Genomic DNA, 14,513 nt, shown 5'->3' on the forward strand with positions numbered 1-14,513 from the left:
GACCGCCACGAGAGGCGTGCTGGTGATGGCCACGGGGGCCGTGCGGGCGGCGCGTGGGACCCCGGTGCGGTGCGGGGTTGCGCAGGAAGATGCCTCGGTCATGAATCGCTCCATCGAACCTGGCTGTAGCACCCGTACCCGCGGGAGGCTTCCGTTGGGGGGTTGCTGCGGTGTCAACGAGCCAGGACTCTCGACCGCTCTGGATGGTGTTGCCGATCGTAGGGGGAATCCATGATCTGAGCCAATATCTGCTCGAAGCGTGAGACGCAGGGGTCCGGGGTGGTCGTTCAGGTCGGTCCGCGTTCCGTCCACGCTGTCGCAGGGTCGCTCCGTCGGTCCCCGCGTTCGCCCTTCCAACGTACGCCTGTTCACGCGTGGGCGGACTGGCGGTCGACCTCGTTCGATCTCCGCGCAGGTTTGCCGGCGCCGGGTGACTCACGCTGTCGAGTGCGGCTCAATGAATGATCGGCGACACAGGCTCAGACATCGTTGGCGCGTACGCGGATGAGTCAGCCATGAGCTGTACCGCGAAACTGGTCATGGCGTCAGTCTCCTCGATGATCTTCGTAAAGCACGCCTCGGTCACCGAGTTCAGCAGGTCGAGAGGTGACCGATAGGAGCCATCTGTGTGCCTAGGCAAACATGGGTGTGGTGTCTGCCACCAGTCGAGCAGGGCTGCCGTGACGTGCACGGATTGGGCGCCGACGCACTTGTCGCTAAGGAACTTGTTCACCTCTGCGAGCGCGTCAATGATCTTCCCGTCACGGAACTGGAATGCGGGATAGTACTTCGCCCCGCCGATCTCGACCTCGAGCACCACCCCAAAATGGCGATAGGTCTTCAGCAGCTGTCGCTGGGCCTTCTTCCTCGCGCGTCCCTCCTGCTCCGATGTCGGTGGCGTCCCGGTCGCCTCGAGTTCAGCGCCAACGAGCGCTGCGCGTGTGTTGGCGGCGGTGAGGCTCTCGGTCTGATCGAGCAAGTTCGCCGCCAGCATGGGCGCAGAGTCGATCCTGAAGCCGCGGTCCCAGACCGGATTTGATCTCCAATCGGTGGGGAAGCCCAGTTGACCCATCGAGAACCGAAGTCTTAGCGACCGAGACTCGATGAAGTCGACGAGATCGACTACATCGGTCCGACCTGGCGCGATGCTCAAGAGCAGATGGCGCATGATCAGGACCACGCCGTAGAGCTTGTTGTTGACTCCTGTGTCGGCGAGGCAAGCGAGGTGGGTGACGCCGACCTCCTTCCGTGCCTGCCCCGGAGCGTCGATCAGAACGTCAAACGTGCGATTCCACAGTCGACCGTAGTGTGCGCAGATATTCCGCACGTTCCGAAGGTTGTTGAGCCAGTTTGCAAGTGCCCCACGGTCCCCGTGACCGTCAGCGGTGTGGATCTGAAACCGTGCTGCGAGAATCTCTTGGTCGACCTGTGGCATTAAGGTATAGAGGTTGCTGAGTACCCCGAACGACATCACCTCGGTTGCGACCCAGATCGGGAGATGTGGCCCGTACTTCTCGCGGAAGTGCACGACGAACACGTCCCGGGCGCGTCGCTCGTGGCGCTCGTACTCCTCGAGCCATTCGCGATAGGCCGCAGTCGGTTCGGGAACCACACCGGGTTCGGGTTCGTGCACCGCTCCCAGAGTCTCCGGACACCTATGCGCGAACGTGCCGGCTCTGCCGAGCCTGTGGCCGATGAAGAACCGAAACGAGGTCTCGATCGAGCTGAGTATGTCGTTCAGGCGCGTACGGAGCTCGTGGTCAAAGTCGTAGAGGGCAACTACGTGCGAGAGGCTGGTCCCGTCGACGAACGAGTCGAGTCGGATCTCGCGCCCATCATCGTCGAACCGCGGTTCGGGAGGCGTCGGTCGTGCCCGATACAGATGCCAGTAGCCCGAGAGACGGTAGTACCCATAGCGCTCCAGGACGCCGGATGCGAAGGACGCTGTGCCGCAGTCCATCCCGCGCTCGCGTAGACGACGAGCCTGCTCCGGCACCGTCAGGAACGGCTTTGCGTAAGTGCTGTCCAGGCTCGTCACGTGCGCAATCTACTGGAGCAGGCACTGGAGTGGTAGAACGAAAAAGAACAGGCCCGCGTCTCATCTAGAGAAGCGAGCCTGTCGTGTTGCCCCCAGGTTACGGGCGAAGGGGAGGAGCGTCAAGGGTGGGCGACGGCCATGGTCCCGGTGATCCTGGCGTTGAGAGGAACCAGGGCTGACGGCTTGGCGACGAGAGCCGGGCTCATCCGTCTGCGGGATTCCGGGCAGCAGCGACAGCATACGTGAGCAGGGCCCCACCCGCGGACGGGTGGGGCCCTGCTCGCCGCAGACGGAGCGGCGTCGGCGGCGCTGTCGGCCCGCCGGACCGACGAGCGACTACCGCGCGAAGACCGGCGCCAGGGCGTCCCAGGCCGTCGCACGGACGTACACCGGGATGACGTCGCGCGGGACGTCGCGCGTCACGAGCACCCCGGTCCCGCTGGGCTCACCCGTGGCGGGCCGCCCCGTCCAGGCGTCGACCCACTCGCCCGCCGGGAGGTACGTGGTCCACGTCGTGGCGCCCTCCTCGGTCACGGGGTGGACCAGCAGGTCGTCGCCGAGCTGGTACTCGTCGGCGTGCTCCCAGACCTTCTCGTCGTGCGCGTGGTCGACGAACAGCCCGCGCATGAGGGGAGCACCCGTGGCGATCGAGTGCCGCGCCTGCTCGGCGAGGTACGGCACGAGGCGCTCGCGGACCTTCGCGAAGCCGCGGAACACGTCCACGACCTCGGGGTCGTCGTTGGTCTCGGCGACGTACCACGGCGTGCGGTCCCGCAGGGGGCGCTGGTGGTGGTTGAACTCCGAGTGGTACTGCATGACGGGGCTGAACGTCGCGGCCGCGACCCCTCGCAGGTAGAGCTCCGAGCCGGGCACGGGGCCGGAGAAGCCGGCGAGGTCCCAGCCCCAGTAGACGATGCCGCAGGCCGAGGCCGTGATGCCCGCGTTCATGGACCAGCGGAACGCCTCCCAGGTCGAGTTCTCGTCGCCCGCCCAGTGCAGGCCGTGGGCCTGCGAGCCGGTGAACCCGGCGCGGGAGAACGTCACGGGAGCCTTGCCGTTCGCGCGCAGCAGGTCGCCGAACGCGCGGGCGTAGTGCACGGGGTAGAGGTTGTTGCCCTCGTCGCCCCGGCGCCCGTCGGCGTACCGGAGCTCGTCGCCCCACGCGTGCTCGCCGCCGTCGGTCTTGAAGCCGTCGACGTCGAGCTCGGCGACGAGGTACTGGCGACGGGCGGTCCACCACGCACGGCCCTCGGGGGTCGACAGGTCGGCCATGAGGGACTGCGGGAACCACCAACCGCGGTTGTGGTAGGCGCTGCCGTCCTCCTCGCGGACCGCGTGCCCGGCCGCGACCATGGCGCGCCCGTCGGCGAGCACCTGGGCCTCGTGCGGCACGTCGGGGCCGAGGTCGTGCTCGGTCTTGAGCAGGGGGATCTGCCACAGGACGACCTTGACGCCGCGGGAGTGCAGCTCGTCGATCATGCCCTTCGGGTCGGGCCAGGCGCCGTCGGCCGGGTACGTGAAGTCGGAGGCGACGTGCGGGGCGCCGTCGGCGTTGGTCTCGTAGCGGGCGTCGCGGAAGATCGTGATGCCCTCCTCGTCGCTCCATGCCTCGATCACGACGACGCTCACGGGGACGTCGAGGTCGCGGTGCGCGTCCATCTGGTTCATGACGAGCTGCTGGGTGTTCCACTCGTTGCCCGACGCCCACAGGCCCAGGACCCACGACGGGAGCTCCTCGGCCCGGCCGACCTCGTCGCCGAACGCCTTGAGGACCTCCGTGGGACTGCCCTCGTAGACGCCGACGTCGAGCGCGGCGTCGTCGCCCAGCGCCGCCTCGACGACGAGCAGGTCGGGCGAGGAGGCGGCGACGTCGTACCAGGTGCGCCGCGACGTGCGGACGTGGAAGCCCCAGCCGGAGCCACCCACCACGTGCGCGAACGGCATCGGCATGTAGGTGCGTCCCGTCGCGCCCTGCGACTTGTACTGCTCGAACACGACGGCGTCGAGGCTCCTGCCGCGCTGGTCGACGGCGTCGAACCGCTCGCCGAACCCGACCACGTGCTCGGACGCGTCGAGGCGGAACGCGAACCGCACGCGCCGGGCGCCGTCCTCGTCGGTCCACCACTCGACCGAGCCGGGGACGACGAGCGGGTGCTCGTCGGCGGGCACGCCGCCCACGGTCACCCCGCGGGCCCCGGTCGGGGCGGTCGAGGTCCACGTCCCCGCGCTGACCTCGAACCACTCGGTGGCGGCGTCGGCCGTGGCGAAGCGGTAGCGGTAGCGGCGGCCCGCCTCGAGGGTCGGGCTCGTGGCGTGCCAGGCGCCGTCGGCCGTGAGCTGGCCCGCCTGGGCAGCGGCGAGGTGCCCGTCGCCGCCCGCGAGCGCGGCCGCGTCCGCGGGGGACACGGACCCGGGCGCGGCGGCGAACGTCGTGACCTGCGAGCCGTCGTCCCACTCGCACGCGACGGCGACGTCGGTCGGGGCGTCCTCGACGACGACGCCGAGGCTCACGGAGGTCCCGGCCCCGGGGTGCACGGGCAGGCGCTGGTCGGCCGACGCGGCGTAGGGGTGGCCGATACCGGCCGGGCGGTGGATCAGGGTGGTCATGAGTGCTGCTCCGTGTTCGGGTCGGTCGTCAGGAGGCCGAGCTCGTCGGCCAGGATCAGGTACATGCCGTGGGACCACAGCAGGGGCAGGGCCACGGGACCCCAGCGCTCGATCCACTCGTCGCGGGAGCCGGGGTGCATCAGGTGGTCGGGGACCTGCTCGGGCATCTGCCCGTCGGGTCCGGCGTGCGACGCGATCCACCGCAGGTGGCGCCACGCCTCGTCGGTCCGGCCCGCGCGGGCGTGGTTCCAGCCGAGGAGCGCGGACAGCAGCAGCCACTGGCCGCCGCCGTAGAAGACGTCCGCGCGGAAGCGGTGCACGCCGCCGTCGACGTCGAGGTCGCGCGCGACGGCGTCGAGCGTGGCCTCGGCGACCGGCGAACCGGGCTCCACGAGGCCGAACGGCACGACGCACGCGGCGAGCGACGCGTCGACCGCGCCCGAGCCGAACCACTTCGCGAGGTGCGGGGCGTCGGGGTCGCTCGCGCGGCCCGAGGTCATGCCGTCCGCCCGGACGAGCGCGCTGATCGCGTCGGCGACCTCGCAGGCCCGGGCCGAGCGGGCGTCGTCGAGCAGCGGGGAGCCGTCCGCGCACCGGGCGCCCGCGACGGCCAGGAGGCCCGCGCGGACCGGGGCCAGCGTCGAGGGGTGGCGTTCCTCGACGTGCTCCTCCCACCAGTCGTAGCAGGGGAGCTCCCACGTCGCGAGCAGGTAGTCGACCGCGATGGCGACGGCCTCGCGGTACGGGTCGAGCGGGCGGTCGTGGCGCTCCGCGTGGGTCACGAGCTGCCACAGCCACATGCCGTAGCCGTCGGTCTGGAAGTCCCACCAGGGGTCCTGGCCGTCGGCGCCGTCGAGCAGGAAACGCGTGGGGAGCATGTCGGTCAGGGGGAGCTGCTCGCCGCGGTCGGCCCGCGCGAGCAGGTCCGCGACGTGCTCGCCGCGCGAGGTCAGGACGCCCACGGCCCACCGGTGGAACCGGTCGACGGACTCGACGGCGCCGTACCGGGACATCCCCTCGGCGACGAACGACCCGTCGCGGAACCAGGCGTAGCCCTGGTAGGCGCTGAACGTGGGCGAGGCCGGGTAGGCGCCGCCGCTGTCCTGGTGCTGTGCGATCACCTCCGCGGAGGTGCGCGCCAGGTCACGCAGGCGGTCGAGGTCTTCTGACGTCGTGGGGAGGGCGAGGCTCATGGAATTCGTCCTGGTGCTAGGGGTGGACGTCCGGCATGGGCGGGTCGTGGTGCGTGGTCGCGTGGTCCGGGACCACGCACCACGACCGGCCGGACGGGTGCTGTGCGAGCGGGCTCAGCCGAGGAGCTGGTCGACGCGCGCGGCGGCGTCGGTGAGGGCCTGCTCGACGGTCTTGCGGCCAGCGGCCGCGTTGGACAGCTCCTCGTTGATCGCGTCCTGCATCTCCTGCTGTGCGGCGAGCACGGGCGGGAGGGCGACGGTGTCGAGCGCGTCGAGCACGGCCTGACGGTTCGCGGGCGGCGTCTGCTCGAGGTACGGGGCGAGGGCTTCCTCGTCGGCGACGGGCGGAAGCTCCCACGAGCTCGCGAGCCGGGTGTCGACCGCGGTGGGCGAGACCGTGAGGAACTCTGCGAAGTCCTGGGCGGCCTCCTTCTCCTTCGAGGCCGCGGTCACGGCTACCCCGTTGGTGAACAGGGCCGAGGCCTTCGAGGCGTCACCGGGCTCGACGACGATGTCCCAGTCGAGACCCTCGACCTGGGACAGGGCGTCGAACATCCAGATGCCCGAGTGCCACATGCCGAGCTTGCCTGCCGAGAAGAGGTCCTTGTCGAAGTCGGGGGTGCTCGACCCGTCGGCCTCGGTGGGCATGACCGTCCCGGGCTTCGTGACGAGCCAGGTGGCCGCCTTGACGCCCTCCGGGCTGTCGAACGCCGAGGCCGAGCCGTCCTCGGTGAAGAACTGGCCTCCCGCCTGGTCCAGCACCTTGTAGAACTCGTGGAACGTCACGGGCTGGAAGTCGCCGTACACGCCCGCGGCGGTGTCGGTCAGCGCGGTCGCCGCGGCCTGCTCGTCCGCCCACGTCCAGTCGGCCGTGGGGTACTCCAGCCCGGCGGCGTCGAAGAGCGCCTTGTTGTAGTAGAGGACGACGTTGGAGTACGACGACGGGAGCCCGTACTGGGTGCCGTCGTGCGTGAAGGACTCCAGGAGCGTGTCCTTGTACGGGGCGGCGTCCACGTCCTCGAGCGGCGCCAGGGCGCCGGACTCGGCGTAGGACACGAAGTTCTCGTAGTTGAGGTCCACGACGTCCGCGACGGTCTTCCCGGCGAACGCGGTCTGCAGCTTGGTGAAGTAGTCCGCGTACGGGATCGTCTCGACCTGGACGTCGACGTCCGGGTTCTCCTTCTCGTAGGCCGCGACGATGGTGTCGAGGTCCTTCTCGTGCCCGTCGTTCGAGGTGAAGTTCATGTAGCGGACGACCGTCTTGCCGTCCGCGCCCGTGGTCGTGGTCGCCGAACCCTGGGCACAGCCCGCGAGCACGGTGACGCCGACGAGTGCGAGCGGGACGAGCGCAGCGGTGCGCCCGTTGAAGCGTGAGGTCATGAGACCTCTCCTTTCGGTGGGGGTGCGTACTCCTACTTGAGGCCGGTGTGGGACATGCCGGCGATGATGTGGCGCTGCGCGAACATGTAGACGATCGCGATCGGCAGGATCGACACGACCGAGCCCGCCATGACGACGTCCCACTGGGTCGTGAACTGGCCCTGGAGCGTGGACAGCCCCAGGGGGAGCGTCATGAGCTCGGGGGAGCGGATGACGACCAGGGGCCACAGGAAGCTGTTCCAGGAGCCCATGAAGGCGAAGACCGCGAGCGTCGCGAGCGCGGGCTTGACGAGCGGCAGGACGATGAGGCCGAAGATCCGCAGGTGACCGGCGCCGTCGAGCGTCGCGGCCTCGTCGAGCTCGCGGGGCACGCCGTCGACGGCCTGGCGCAGGAGGAAGATGCCGAAGGCCGACGCGATCGACGGTGCGAGCAGTGCGAAGTACGTGTCGTTGAGGTTGAGCCGCGTCATCTGGATGAACAGCGGCACGACGAGGACCTGGAGCGGGATCATGAGGGTCGCCAGGTAGGCCGCGAACACGATGTTCTTGCCCTTGAAGCGCAGGCGGCTGAAACCGTAGGCCGCCATGGACCCCGTGATCATCTGCAGCAGGGTCGCGACGACCGCGACCCCGAACGAGTTCGCGATGATCCGCCAGACCGGCATGGACTCCATGAGGGTCCGGTAGGCGTCGAGCGTCGGGTCCTCGACGATCAGCGACGGGCCGCCCGAGAGCGAGCCGCTCGGCGTGATCGACGTGATGACCGTCCACAGGAACGGGAAGAGCATGATGACCGCGCCGACGACGACGGACGCGTACAGGGCGATGCGTCCGAGGATCTGACCGGCGGAGCGCCGGGGGCGCCGCAGAGAGGTGGGGGCCGTGGTCGGTGTGACGGGGGCTGTCGGGACGAGGGTCTCAGGCATGGTTCACCCACCTGCGCTGACCGCGCATCTGGAGCGCGGTGACGATGAGGATCAGGACGAAGAGGATCCAGGACAGGGCGGACGCGTCCCCTGCCCGGCCGTAGCGGAACGTGAGGTCGTAGATCTGGCCGACCACGACCTGGCTCGCGCCGGAGGGTCCGCCGCCCGTCATCACGTACACCTGGTCGAAGACCTGGAACCCGTTGATGAGCGAGATGACGAGCACGAAGAACGTCGAGGGGGACAGCAGCGGGAACGTGATGTGCCAGAAGCGCTTCCACGCTCCGGCGCCGTCGACGCGGGCGGCTTCGAGCACGTCACCGGGGATCGCCTGGAGACCGGCGAGCAGGATGACCATGACGAACCCGAGGTCCTTCCACGCCGAGGCGAGGATCACCGAGGGCATCGCCCACTGCGGGTCGGTCCACCACCCGGGGGCGGTCATGTCGGTCCCGAAGAGCCCGTTCAGCCCGTCGAGCACCGGCTGGACGAGCTGGTTGACGAGGCCGTTGGACGGGTTGAGGAGCCACTGCCACACGAGGGCCACGACGACCCAGCTCGTGATGACGGGCAGGAAGTAGGCCGCGCGGAAGAACGTGCGGCCCTTGAGCGCCCGGTTGAGCAGCATGGCCAGGCCCAGACCGCCCACGTAGACGAGGGGCAGATAGCCCAGGATGTAGAACAGGGTGTTCCCGAGGACCCGCCACGTGTCGTCCGAGGTCAGCAGGTCGGCGTAGTTGTCGAGGCCGACCCACTTCATGGGCGAGACGAGGTTCCAGTCGTGCAGGCTCACCCAGAGCGAGTTCACCATGGGGGCGAGCGTGAACACGACGAGCGGGACGGCGCTGGGGAGCAGGAAGAACAGGACCCACCCCCGGTTGCGCCACCGCGACCGTGAGGACGTGCTCCGTCGCTGCGGGGTCGGGCGCTTCGGCGCGGCCGCCCGTGGCGGCGCCGTGGCGGGGACGGACATCACTGTCTCCTCGTGGGGGTGAGGGCCGGCGCGCTGCCGGCGTCGGTCTGCATGCGGGCGACGACGAGTCGTCCCTGGTCGCCCGACGCGCCCGCGGCGTCGAACGGGGTGGCCAGGACGAGGGCGGCGGCGCCCAGGGCCCACTTGTCGTCGGCCCAGGGCTCGACGACGAACGGGATGGCTCGGCGGGTGGGCAGGAGGTGTGCCCGGAACGTCTTCTCGAAGCCGCTCTGCCAGTGGGCCCAGGCGCCGATGCCCTCGCCGAGCAGGACGACGAGCTCGGGGTCGAGGAGGTGGACGACGCCCGCGAGCGTGCGTCCCAGCAGGCGTCCGGCCTCGTGGTAGAGGTCCCGGGCGCCCTGGTCTCCCGCGTCGGCGCGGGCCACGAGCTCGGCGACCGTCCCGTCGGGGCCGATGACGCCTGCGGCGATCGCGCGGGTGCGCAGGGCGTCGTCGCCGATGTACGCCTCGAGGCACCCATGGTTGCCGCACCCGCAGAGCGGGCCGCCCTCGGTCACGGGGAAGTGGCCGATCTCGCCGGCCCCGCCCGCGGCGCCGCGCCGGATGGTGCTGTCGACCACGAGCCCCGAGCCGATGCCGCGACCGATCGTCAGGACGAGGAACGACGCGTGCTCGCGCCCGGTGCCGTACAGGTGCTCGGCGACGGCCAGGGTGTTGACGTCGTTCTCGACGAGGACGGGCACGCCGAGCGTGTGGCGCAGCGAGGCGCCGACGGGGACCGCGGTCCAGCCGAGCGTCGGGGCGGTCACGACCCCGGAGGCCTGGGCGTCGACCGAGCCGGGGATGCCGATCCCGACGCCGAGGACCGGGCCGTCCTCGGCCGCGAGGACGTCGCGCAGGAGGTGCCCGAGGGCGTCGAGCGCGTCAGGGCGGCGGGGGTCGAACGGGTGCGACGACTGCGAGAGGGCCTCGCCGTCGAAGCCGACCGACACGATCGCGACGTGGTCGGCCGTGACCTTGGCCCCGATCGCGCGGGGGGCGGGTGCGCTGCTCAGCCCGAGGAGGCGGGCGGGGCGCCCACCCTGGCTCGGCACGGTCTCGAGCTCGACCAGGAGGCCTCGCTCGACGAGGTCCTTGGTGATCTGGGTGACGGTCGCGGGGCTGACACCGAGCTCGCGGGCGATGGCCGCGCGGCTCCTGGGGCCTCGCGTTCCGAGGAGCGCGAGCGTCGCGGCGGCGCCGTGGTCGCTTCGAGCGGTGGTGGTCGGCACCGGAGAACTCCTTTGTTCGGAACTATCTTTAGCCCCAAACTAAGTCCGCATGCCGAGACGTGTCAAACGTGCTGGTCGCCGCGGCGGATGGGCGTTCGGACCGTGCGGGCAATACCCTGGCCGACATGGACACCGAAGAACGTCTGGCCGTCTTCCTCGACTACGACAACCTCGCGCTGGGCGCGCGCGACCACCTGGGCGGGATGACCTTCGACTTCAAGCCGATCGCCGACGCGCTCGCCGCGCGCGGTCGCGTCGTCGTCCGTCGCGCCTACGCCGACTGGTCCTACTTCGACGAGGACCGCCGCTCCCTGACCCGCCACCAGGTCGAGCTCATCGAGATGCCCCAGCGCATGGGGGCCTCGCGCAAGAACGCCGCCGACATCAAGATGGTCGTCGACGCGATCGAGATGGCCTTCGAGCGTGAGTACATCTCGACCTTCGTGATGTGTACAGGGGACAGCGACTTCTCTCCCCTCGTGCACAAGCTGCGCGAGCTCAACAAGCGCGTGATCGGCATCGGCGTCGAGAACTCGACGTCCAAGCTGCTGCCCCCGGCGTGCGACGAGTTCCTCTTCTACGACCGCCTCGAGGGCGTCGAGATCCCCGACGAGCCTGTCGAGCGCAAGCGCTCCTCGAACAGCTCGAACCGCAGCACCGCCCGCAAGTCGTCGAGCCGCTCGTCGGGCTCGAGCTCCGGCTCGTCGAGCAAGGCCACGTCCACCCCGGCGCCCGAGGCTGCGACGCCGCCCGCGCCGACCACGTCGGCCGCCGAGGCGGCGCCGTCGGATCCCGAGCCGGCCCCCGCCCCGCTGGACGTCGAGGCCGAGCTCGGCCCCGCCGTCGGGCACGGGGCCTCCTCGACCAACGAGGACGAGGACCTCGCGGTCCTCGTCGCGCAGACCCTCGCGGACCTGTCGAGCTCGTCGAGCGGAGCCGTCGTCGCCTCGACGCTCAAGCGCACGCTGCTGCGCAAGGACCCCACGTTCAGCGAGGCCGACTACGGCTTCCGCAACTTCGGCGAGTTCCTGCGCTACCTCGAGGAGCGCGGCGTCGTGCAGCTCAGCGCGGGCCCCGCCACGGGCGACCCCGAGGTCTCGCTGCCCGAGCGCGGCCACGCGGGCGACGACTTCGCGCTGCTGCGCACCGTCGTGGGCGAGCAGGGCGACTCGGTGCCGCTGTCGGGCCTCAAGAACCAGCTCCGCAAGAAGCGCCCCGACTTCAGCGAGAAGGCGCTCGGCTACCGCAGCTTCCTCCAGTTCTGCAAGGCCGCGCAGACCGCGGGCGCGATCGAGCTGCGCTGGGACGACGACGCCGACGACTACCTCGTGTCGGTCGCCACGCGCTGATCTCACCGTCCGACAGGGCGCGTCCGGCCGCTAGGCTCCGGGCGTGCCCTTTCGACGACGAGAGCAACCCCGCGAGATCGCCTTCGAGGCGGTCGACGACCTGGACGACGACGACCTGCTCGCGTCGCGGTCCTTGCGTCCCGGCGCGCCCTCCGGCAGGCCTGACACCCCGCCCGACGACGTCGCTCCCGCCGCTCCCGGCGGCGCCGGCACGAGCGGTGGTGACGACGGGGTCGTCCCGGTCCCGCGCGACCCGAGGGCGCACCGCCGCCGACGCCTGGTCGTCACCGGCGTGGCCGGAACCCTCGTGCTCGTCCTCGGCGGGCTCACCGCGCTGGACATGGTCCGTGCCCGCCAGGCCGACGCGTTGCTGCGGACCGCCGTCGGCGGGGTCGTCGGACTGACGCAGCCGCCCGACGAGGCCTGGAGCGTCGACACCGGCGAGGCCTGGCCGACGCTGTCCGGCGACCTCCTCCTCGTGCCGGGCGACGGAGCGCTGGTCGCCCACGACCTGACCTCGGGAGAGGAGGTCTGGCGGCGCGCGGACCTCGGGAGGAGCCGTTGCGGCACCTTCTTCGCGCGCGCCGAGGGGGCCGAAGCCCTGGCGACCATCACGTGCCTCAGCGGCGGGAGCCTGGAAGACGTCGTGCCGTCGCACCCCACCCGCCCGCCGACGACGGTCTCCGTGCTCGGGCTCGACGGCAGGACGCTCTCCGAGCGTGCGCTCGACACCTCTCGCGGCGCCGCGGAGGTGCTCGCGGACGGCGACCTCGTGAGGGCGGTACGGGACGACCAAGGGCTCGTCGTGACCGTGGAGGACGCGCGCACCGGCGACGTGCGCTGGACGCACCTCGTCCCGGCCGAGGACGCCGAGGACGACGGGACCTGCGAGATCGACTGGGACGGCACGATGGTCGACGACCGGGAGTCCGTGTACTTCAACAACATGGCGGGCACGATCTCGGTCTGGGGATGCTTGGTGGGCGCCACGTTCTCCCCGGGAGGAGAGGTGCTGTCGTCCGGGGACGACGCGTACGTCGTGGGTCTGGCCGACGGCCGGTTCACCAGGACGGCGAGCGACGGGACGGGGACGGACGTCCTGGACGCGGCGGGCGAGGTGCTCCTGCGAGGCGTGAGCGAGGTCCTCGAGCCGCTCGCCACGGACGGCACCGCGCCACCTCTGCTGTTCGTCCGGTCGGGCTCCGGGCTCGCCGCCCTCGCCGAGGACGGGCGCGAGGTCTGGGCCTTCCCGCGGTACACCGCGCAGGTCCTGCTCGCGACCCGGGACATGACCGTCGTCGGCACCTTCCCCGGGGCCGTGGCGGTCGACAACGTCACGGGCGAGGAACTGTGGACCTGGCGGGCCTCCGAGCGCGGCGGGTCGTCGAGCAGCGACGTGTCGGCGGCCTTCGCGGGACACGGGTCGCTGACCGTCGTGCTGGGGACGCAGCCAGGTTACGGGGCGCGATGGTCCTCGATCGACCTGGCCGACGGCAGCACGCGATGGGAGGAGCCGCTGACCGTCGAGCCCTACGGCTTCGTCGCGGTCGGCGGGAGGCTCCTGGCGGTCGACGGTCAGCGGATCCTGCGCCTCGGGTGACCCGGTCTCGTGGCAGGCAGGCAGGCAGGCGGGTCCGCCGACGGCCCGCACGGTCACGCTCACAGGGCGGTGCGCAGCGATCCACCGCGCGTGAACATCCGTGCACGGGCCCGGGTTCTGCCTGGCGCACCGCGCTCTTGCGCTGGGTCCTGCGCGCAGACCGGGGCCTCGCCGTCGGGCTCGGCTGCACGTCGGTGCACAATGTACGGATGACGTACCGGGTGCTGAAGCTGATCCTGTCGCTCCTGGCCTTCACGCTGCTGAGGCCACGGGTCACAGGCCTCAACAACATCCCGCGGCGCGGACCCGTCATCCTGGCGAGCAACCACCTGTCGTTCGTGGACTCGCTCCTCATCCCCATCGTCGCCCCGCGCCACGTCACGTTCCTCGCCAAGGCCGAGTACTTCACGGGCACCGGGCTCAAGGGCCGGATCTCCCGGTGGTTCTTCACGACCCTCGGCCACATCCCCGTGCAGCGCGACGACCCGCGCGCCGGTCAGCGCTCGCTCGAGGACGCGCTCGAGGTGCTCAACCGTGGGGGCGCGTTCGGGATCTACCCCGAGGGCACGCGGTCGCGCGACGGCCAGCTCCACAAGGGGCACACCGGCGTCGCGTGGCTCGCGCTCGCAGGCCACGCACCGATCGTGCCGGTCGCGATCCAGGGCACCGACAAGGTCCAGCCCGTCGGCTCGCGCCTCCCGCGCATCCACCGCGTGACCGTCCAGTTCGGGGCTCCCATCGAGCCCGCGCGCCAGATCACGTCGGGCAAGCCCGCGCAGGCCCGTCGCGAGCTCACCGAGCAGGTCATGGACTCGATCCACGCGATGAGCGGCCAGCAGCGCGCGAGCTGACCTGCCGGCGCCGGCCGTCAGCCGCCCGTCCAGCCACTCCCAGCCACCGGTCACCGGTCAGCCGGGACACGCCCACGTTCCTGAGAAGGACGTGCAAGACCCGCCCGGTCATGATGTGCTCGGGGCAGGGCCACGTGCCCCAGGGATCGCGCCCGGCGGGTCCGCCCGCCACCACCGCGCCCCGAGGGCGTCCGACTTGACCTCAACCACGGTTGAGGTCCTAGCGTGGCCGACACCGAACGAGAGGACTCACCATGGCTGTCTACACCCTTCCCGAGCTGTCGTACGACTACGGCGCACTCGAGCCCCACATCTCCGGCCGCATCATGGAGCTGCACCACTCCAAGCACCACCAGGCCTACGT

10 protein-coding genes, 1 pseudogene and 1 riboswitch are annotated in these 14,513 nt (G+C 70.7%); of the genes and pseudogenes, 4 read left to right on the top strand and 7 right to left on the bottom strand.

Features of this window, described 5'->3' with window-relative positions; genetic code table 11:
• Nucleotides 1-107 precede the first annotated feature (107 nt).
• A riboswitch (SAM riboswitch) is annotated at nt 108-210 on the bottom strand.
• Between the two features lie 244 nt (nt 211-454).
• From WFH32_RS18750 to WFH32_RS18780, 7 genes are all read right to left on the bottom strand, one after another.
• Nucleotides 455-2,038, bottom strand: coding sequence for an Abi family protein (locus tag WFH32_RS18750; RefSeq protein WP_336708807.1), 1,584 nt, complete (start codon nt 2,036-2,038; stop codon nt 455-457).
• A 336-nt stretch (nt 2,039-2,374) separates the two neighbouring features.
• A complete protein-coding gene (locus WFH32_RS18755) occupies nt 2,375-4,645 on the bottom strand; it encodes a glycoside hydrolase family 31 protein (protein WP_336708808.1) in 2,271 nt (756 codons plus the stop codon).
• Nucleotides 4,642-5,838 (bottom strand): glycoside hydrolase family 15 protein, encoded by a 1,197-nt coding sequence (locus tag WFH32_RS18760; RefSeq protein WP_336708810.1) that lies wholly within the window; start codon nt 5,836-5,838, stop codon nt 4,642-4,644. Before WFH32_RS18760 ends, WFH32_RS18755 begins: the two co-directional genes overlap by 4 nt.
• 114 nt (nt 5,839-5,952) lie before the next feature.
• Complete coding sequence (locus tag WFH32_RS18765; protein ID WP_336708811.1) at nt 5,953-7,218, bottom strand: ABC transporter substrate-binding protein; 1,266 nt, start codon at nt 7,216-7,218, stop codon at nt 5,953-5,955.
• A 32-nt stretch (nt 7,219-7,250) separates the two neighbouring features.
• Complete coding sequence (locus WFH32_RS18770) at nt 7,251-8,144, bottom strand: carbohydrate ABC transporter permease (RefSeq protein WP_138826926.1); 894 nt, start codon at nt 8,142-8,144, stop codon at nt 7,251-7,253.
• On the bottom strand, nt 8,137-9,117 hold the full coding sequence (locus tag WFH32_RS18775; protein ID WP_191797068.1) for a carbohydrate ABC transporter permease: 981 nt from the start codon (nt 9,115-9,117) through the stop codon (nt 8,137-8,139). Before WFH32_RS18775 ends, WFH32_RS18770 begins: the two co-directional genes overlap by 8 nt.
• Complete coding sequence (locus WFH32_RS18780) at nt 9,117-10,349, bottom strand: ROK family transcriptional regulator (protein ID WP_191797070.1); 1,233 nt, start codon at nt 10,347-10,349, stop codon at nt 9,117-9,119. Before WFH32_RS18780 ends, WFH32_RS18775 begins: the two co-directional genes overlap by 1 nt.
• 125 nt (nt 10,350-10,474) lie before the next feature.
• Between WFH32_RS18780 and WFH32_RS18785 the strand changes: the two genes are divergently transcribed.
• The 4 genes and pseudogenes from WFH32_RS18785 to WFH32_RS18800 form a co-directional block, all read left to right on the top strand.
• Nucleotides 10,475-11,698 carry an NYN domain-containing protein gene (locus tag WFH32_RS18785; RefSeq protein ID WP_336708814.1) on the top strand — a complete coding sequence of 408 codons (1,224 nt, stop codon included), beginning with the start codon at nt 10,475-10,477 and terminating at the stop codon, nt 11,696-11,698.
• A gap of 43 nt (nt 11,699-11,741) precedes the next feature.
• Complete coding sequence (locus WFH32_RS18790; protein WP_336708816.1) at nt 11,742-13,298, top strand: outer membrane protein assembly factor BamB family protein; 1,557 nt, start codon at nt 11,742-11,744, stop codon at nt 13,296-13,298.
• Nucleotides 13,299-13,507: 209 nt separating this feature from the next.
• Entirely contained in the window at nt 13,508-14,149 is a 642-nt protein-coding gene (locus WFH32_RS18795) for a lysophospholipid acyltransferase family protein (RefSeq protein WP_336708818.1), read from the top strand.
• 254 nt (nt 14,150-14,403) lie between these two features.
• A pseudogene (locus tag WFH32_RS18800) lies at nt 14,404-14,513 on the top strand (superoxide dismutase); the annotation flags it as partial.

The sequence above is a fragment of the Oerskovia sp. USHLN155 genome, assembly GCF_037145535.1.
GTDB lineage: Bacteria > Actinomycetota > Actinomycetes > Actinomycetales > Cellulomonadaceae > Oerskovia > Oerskovia rustica.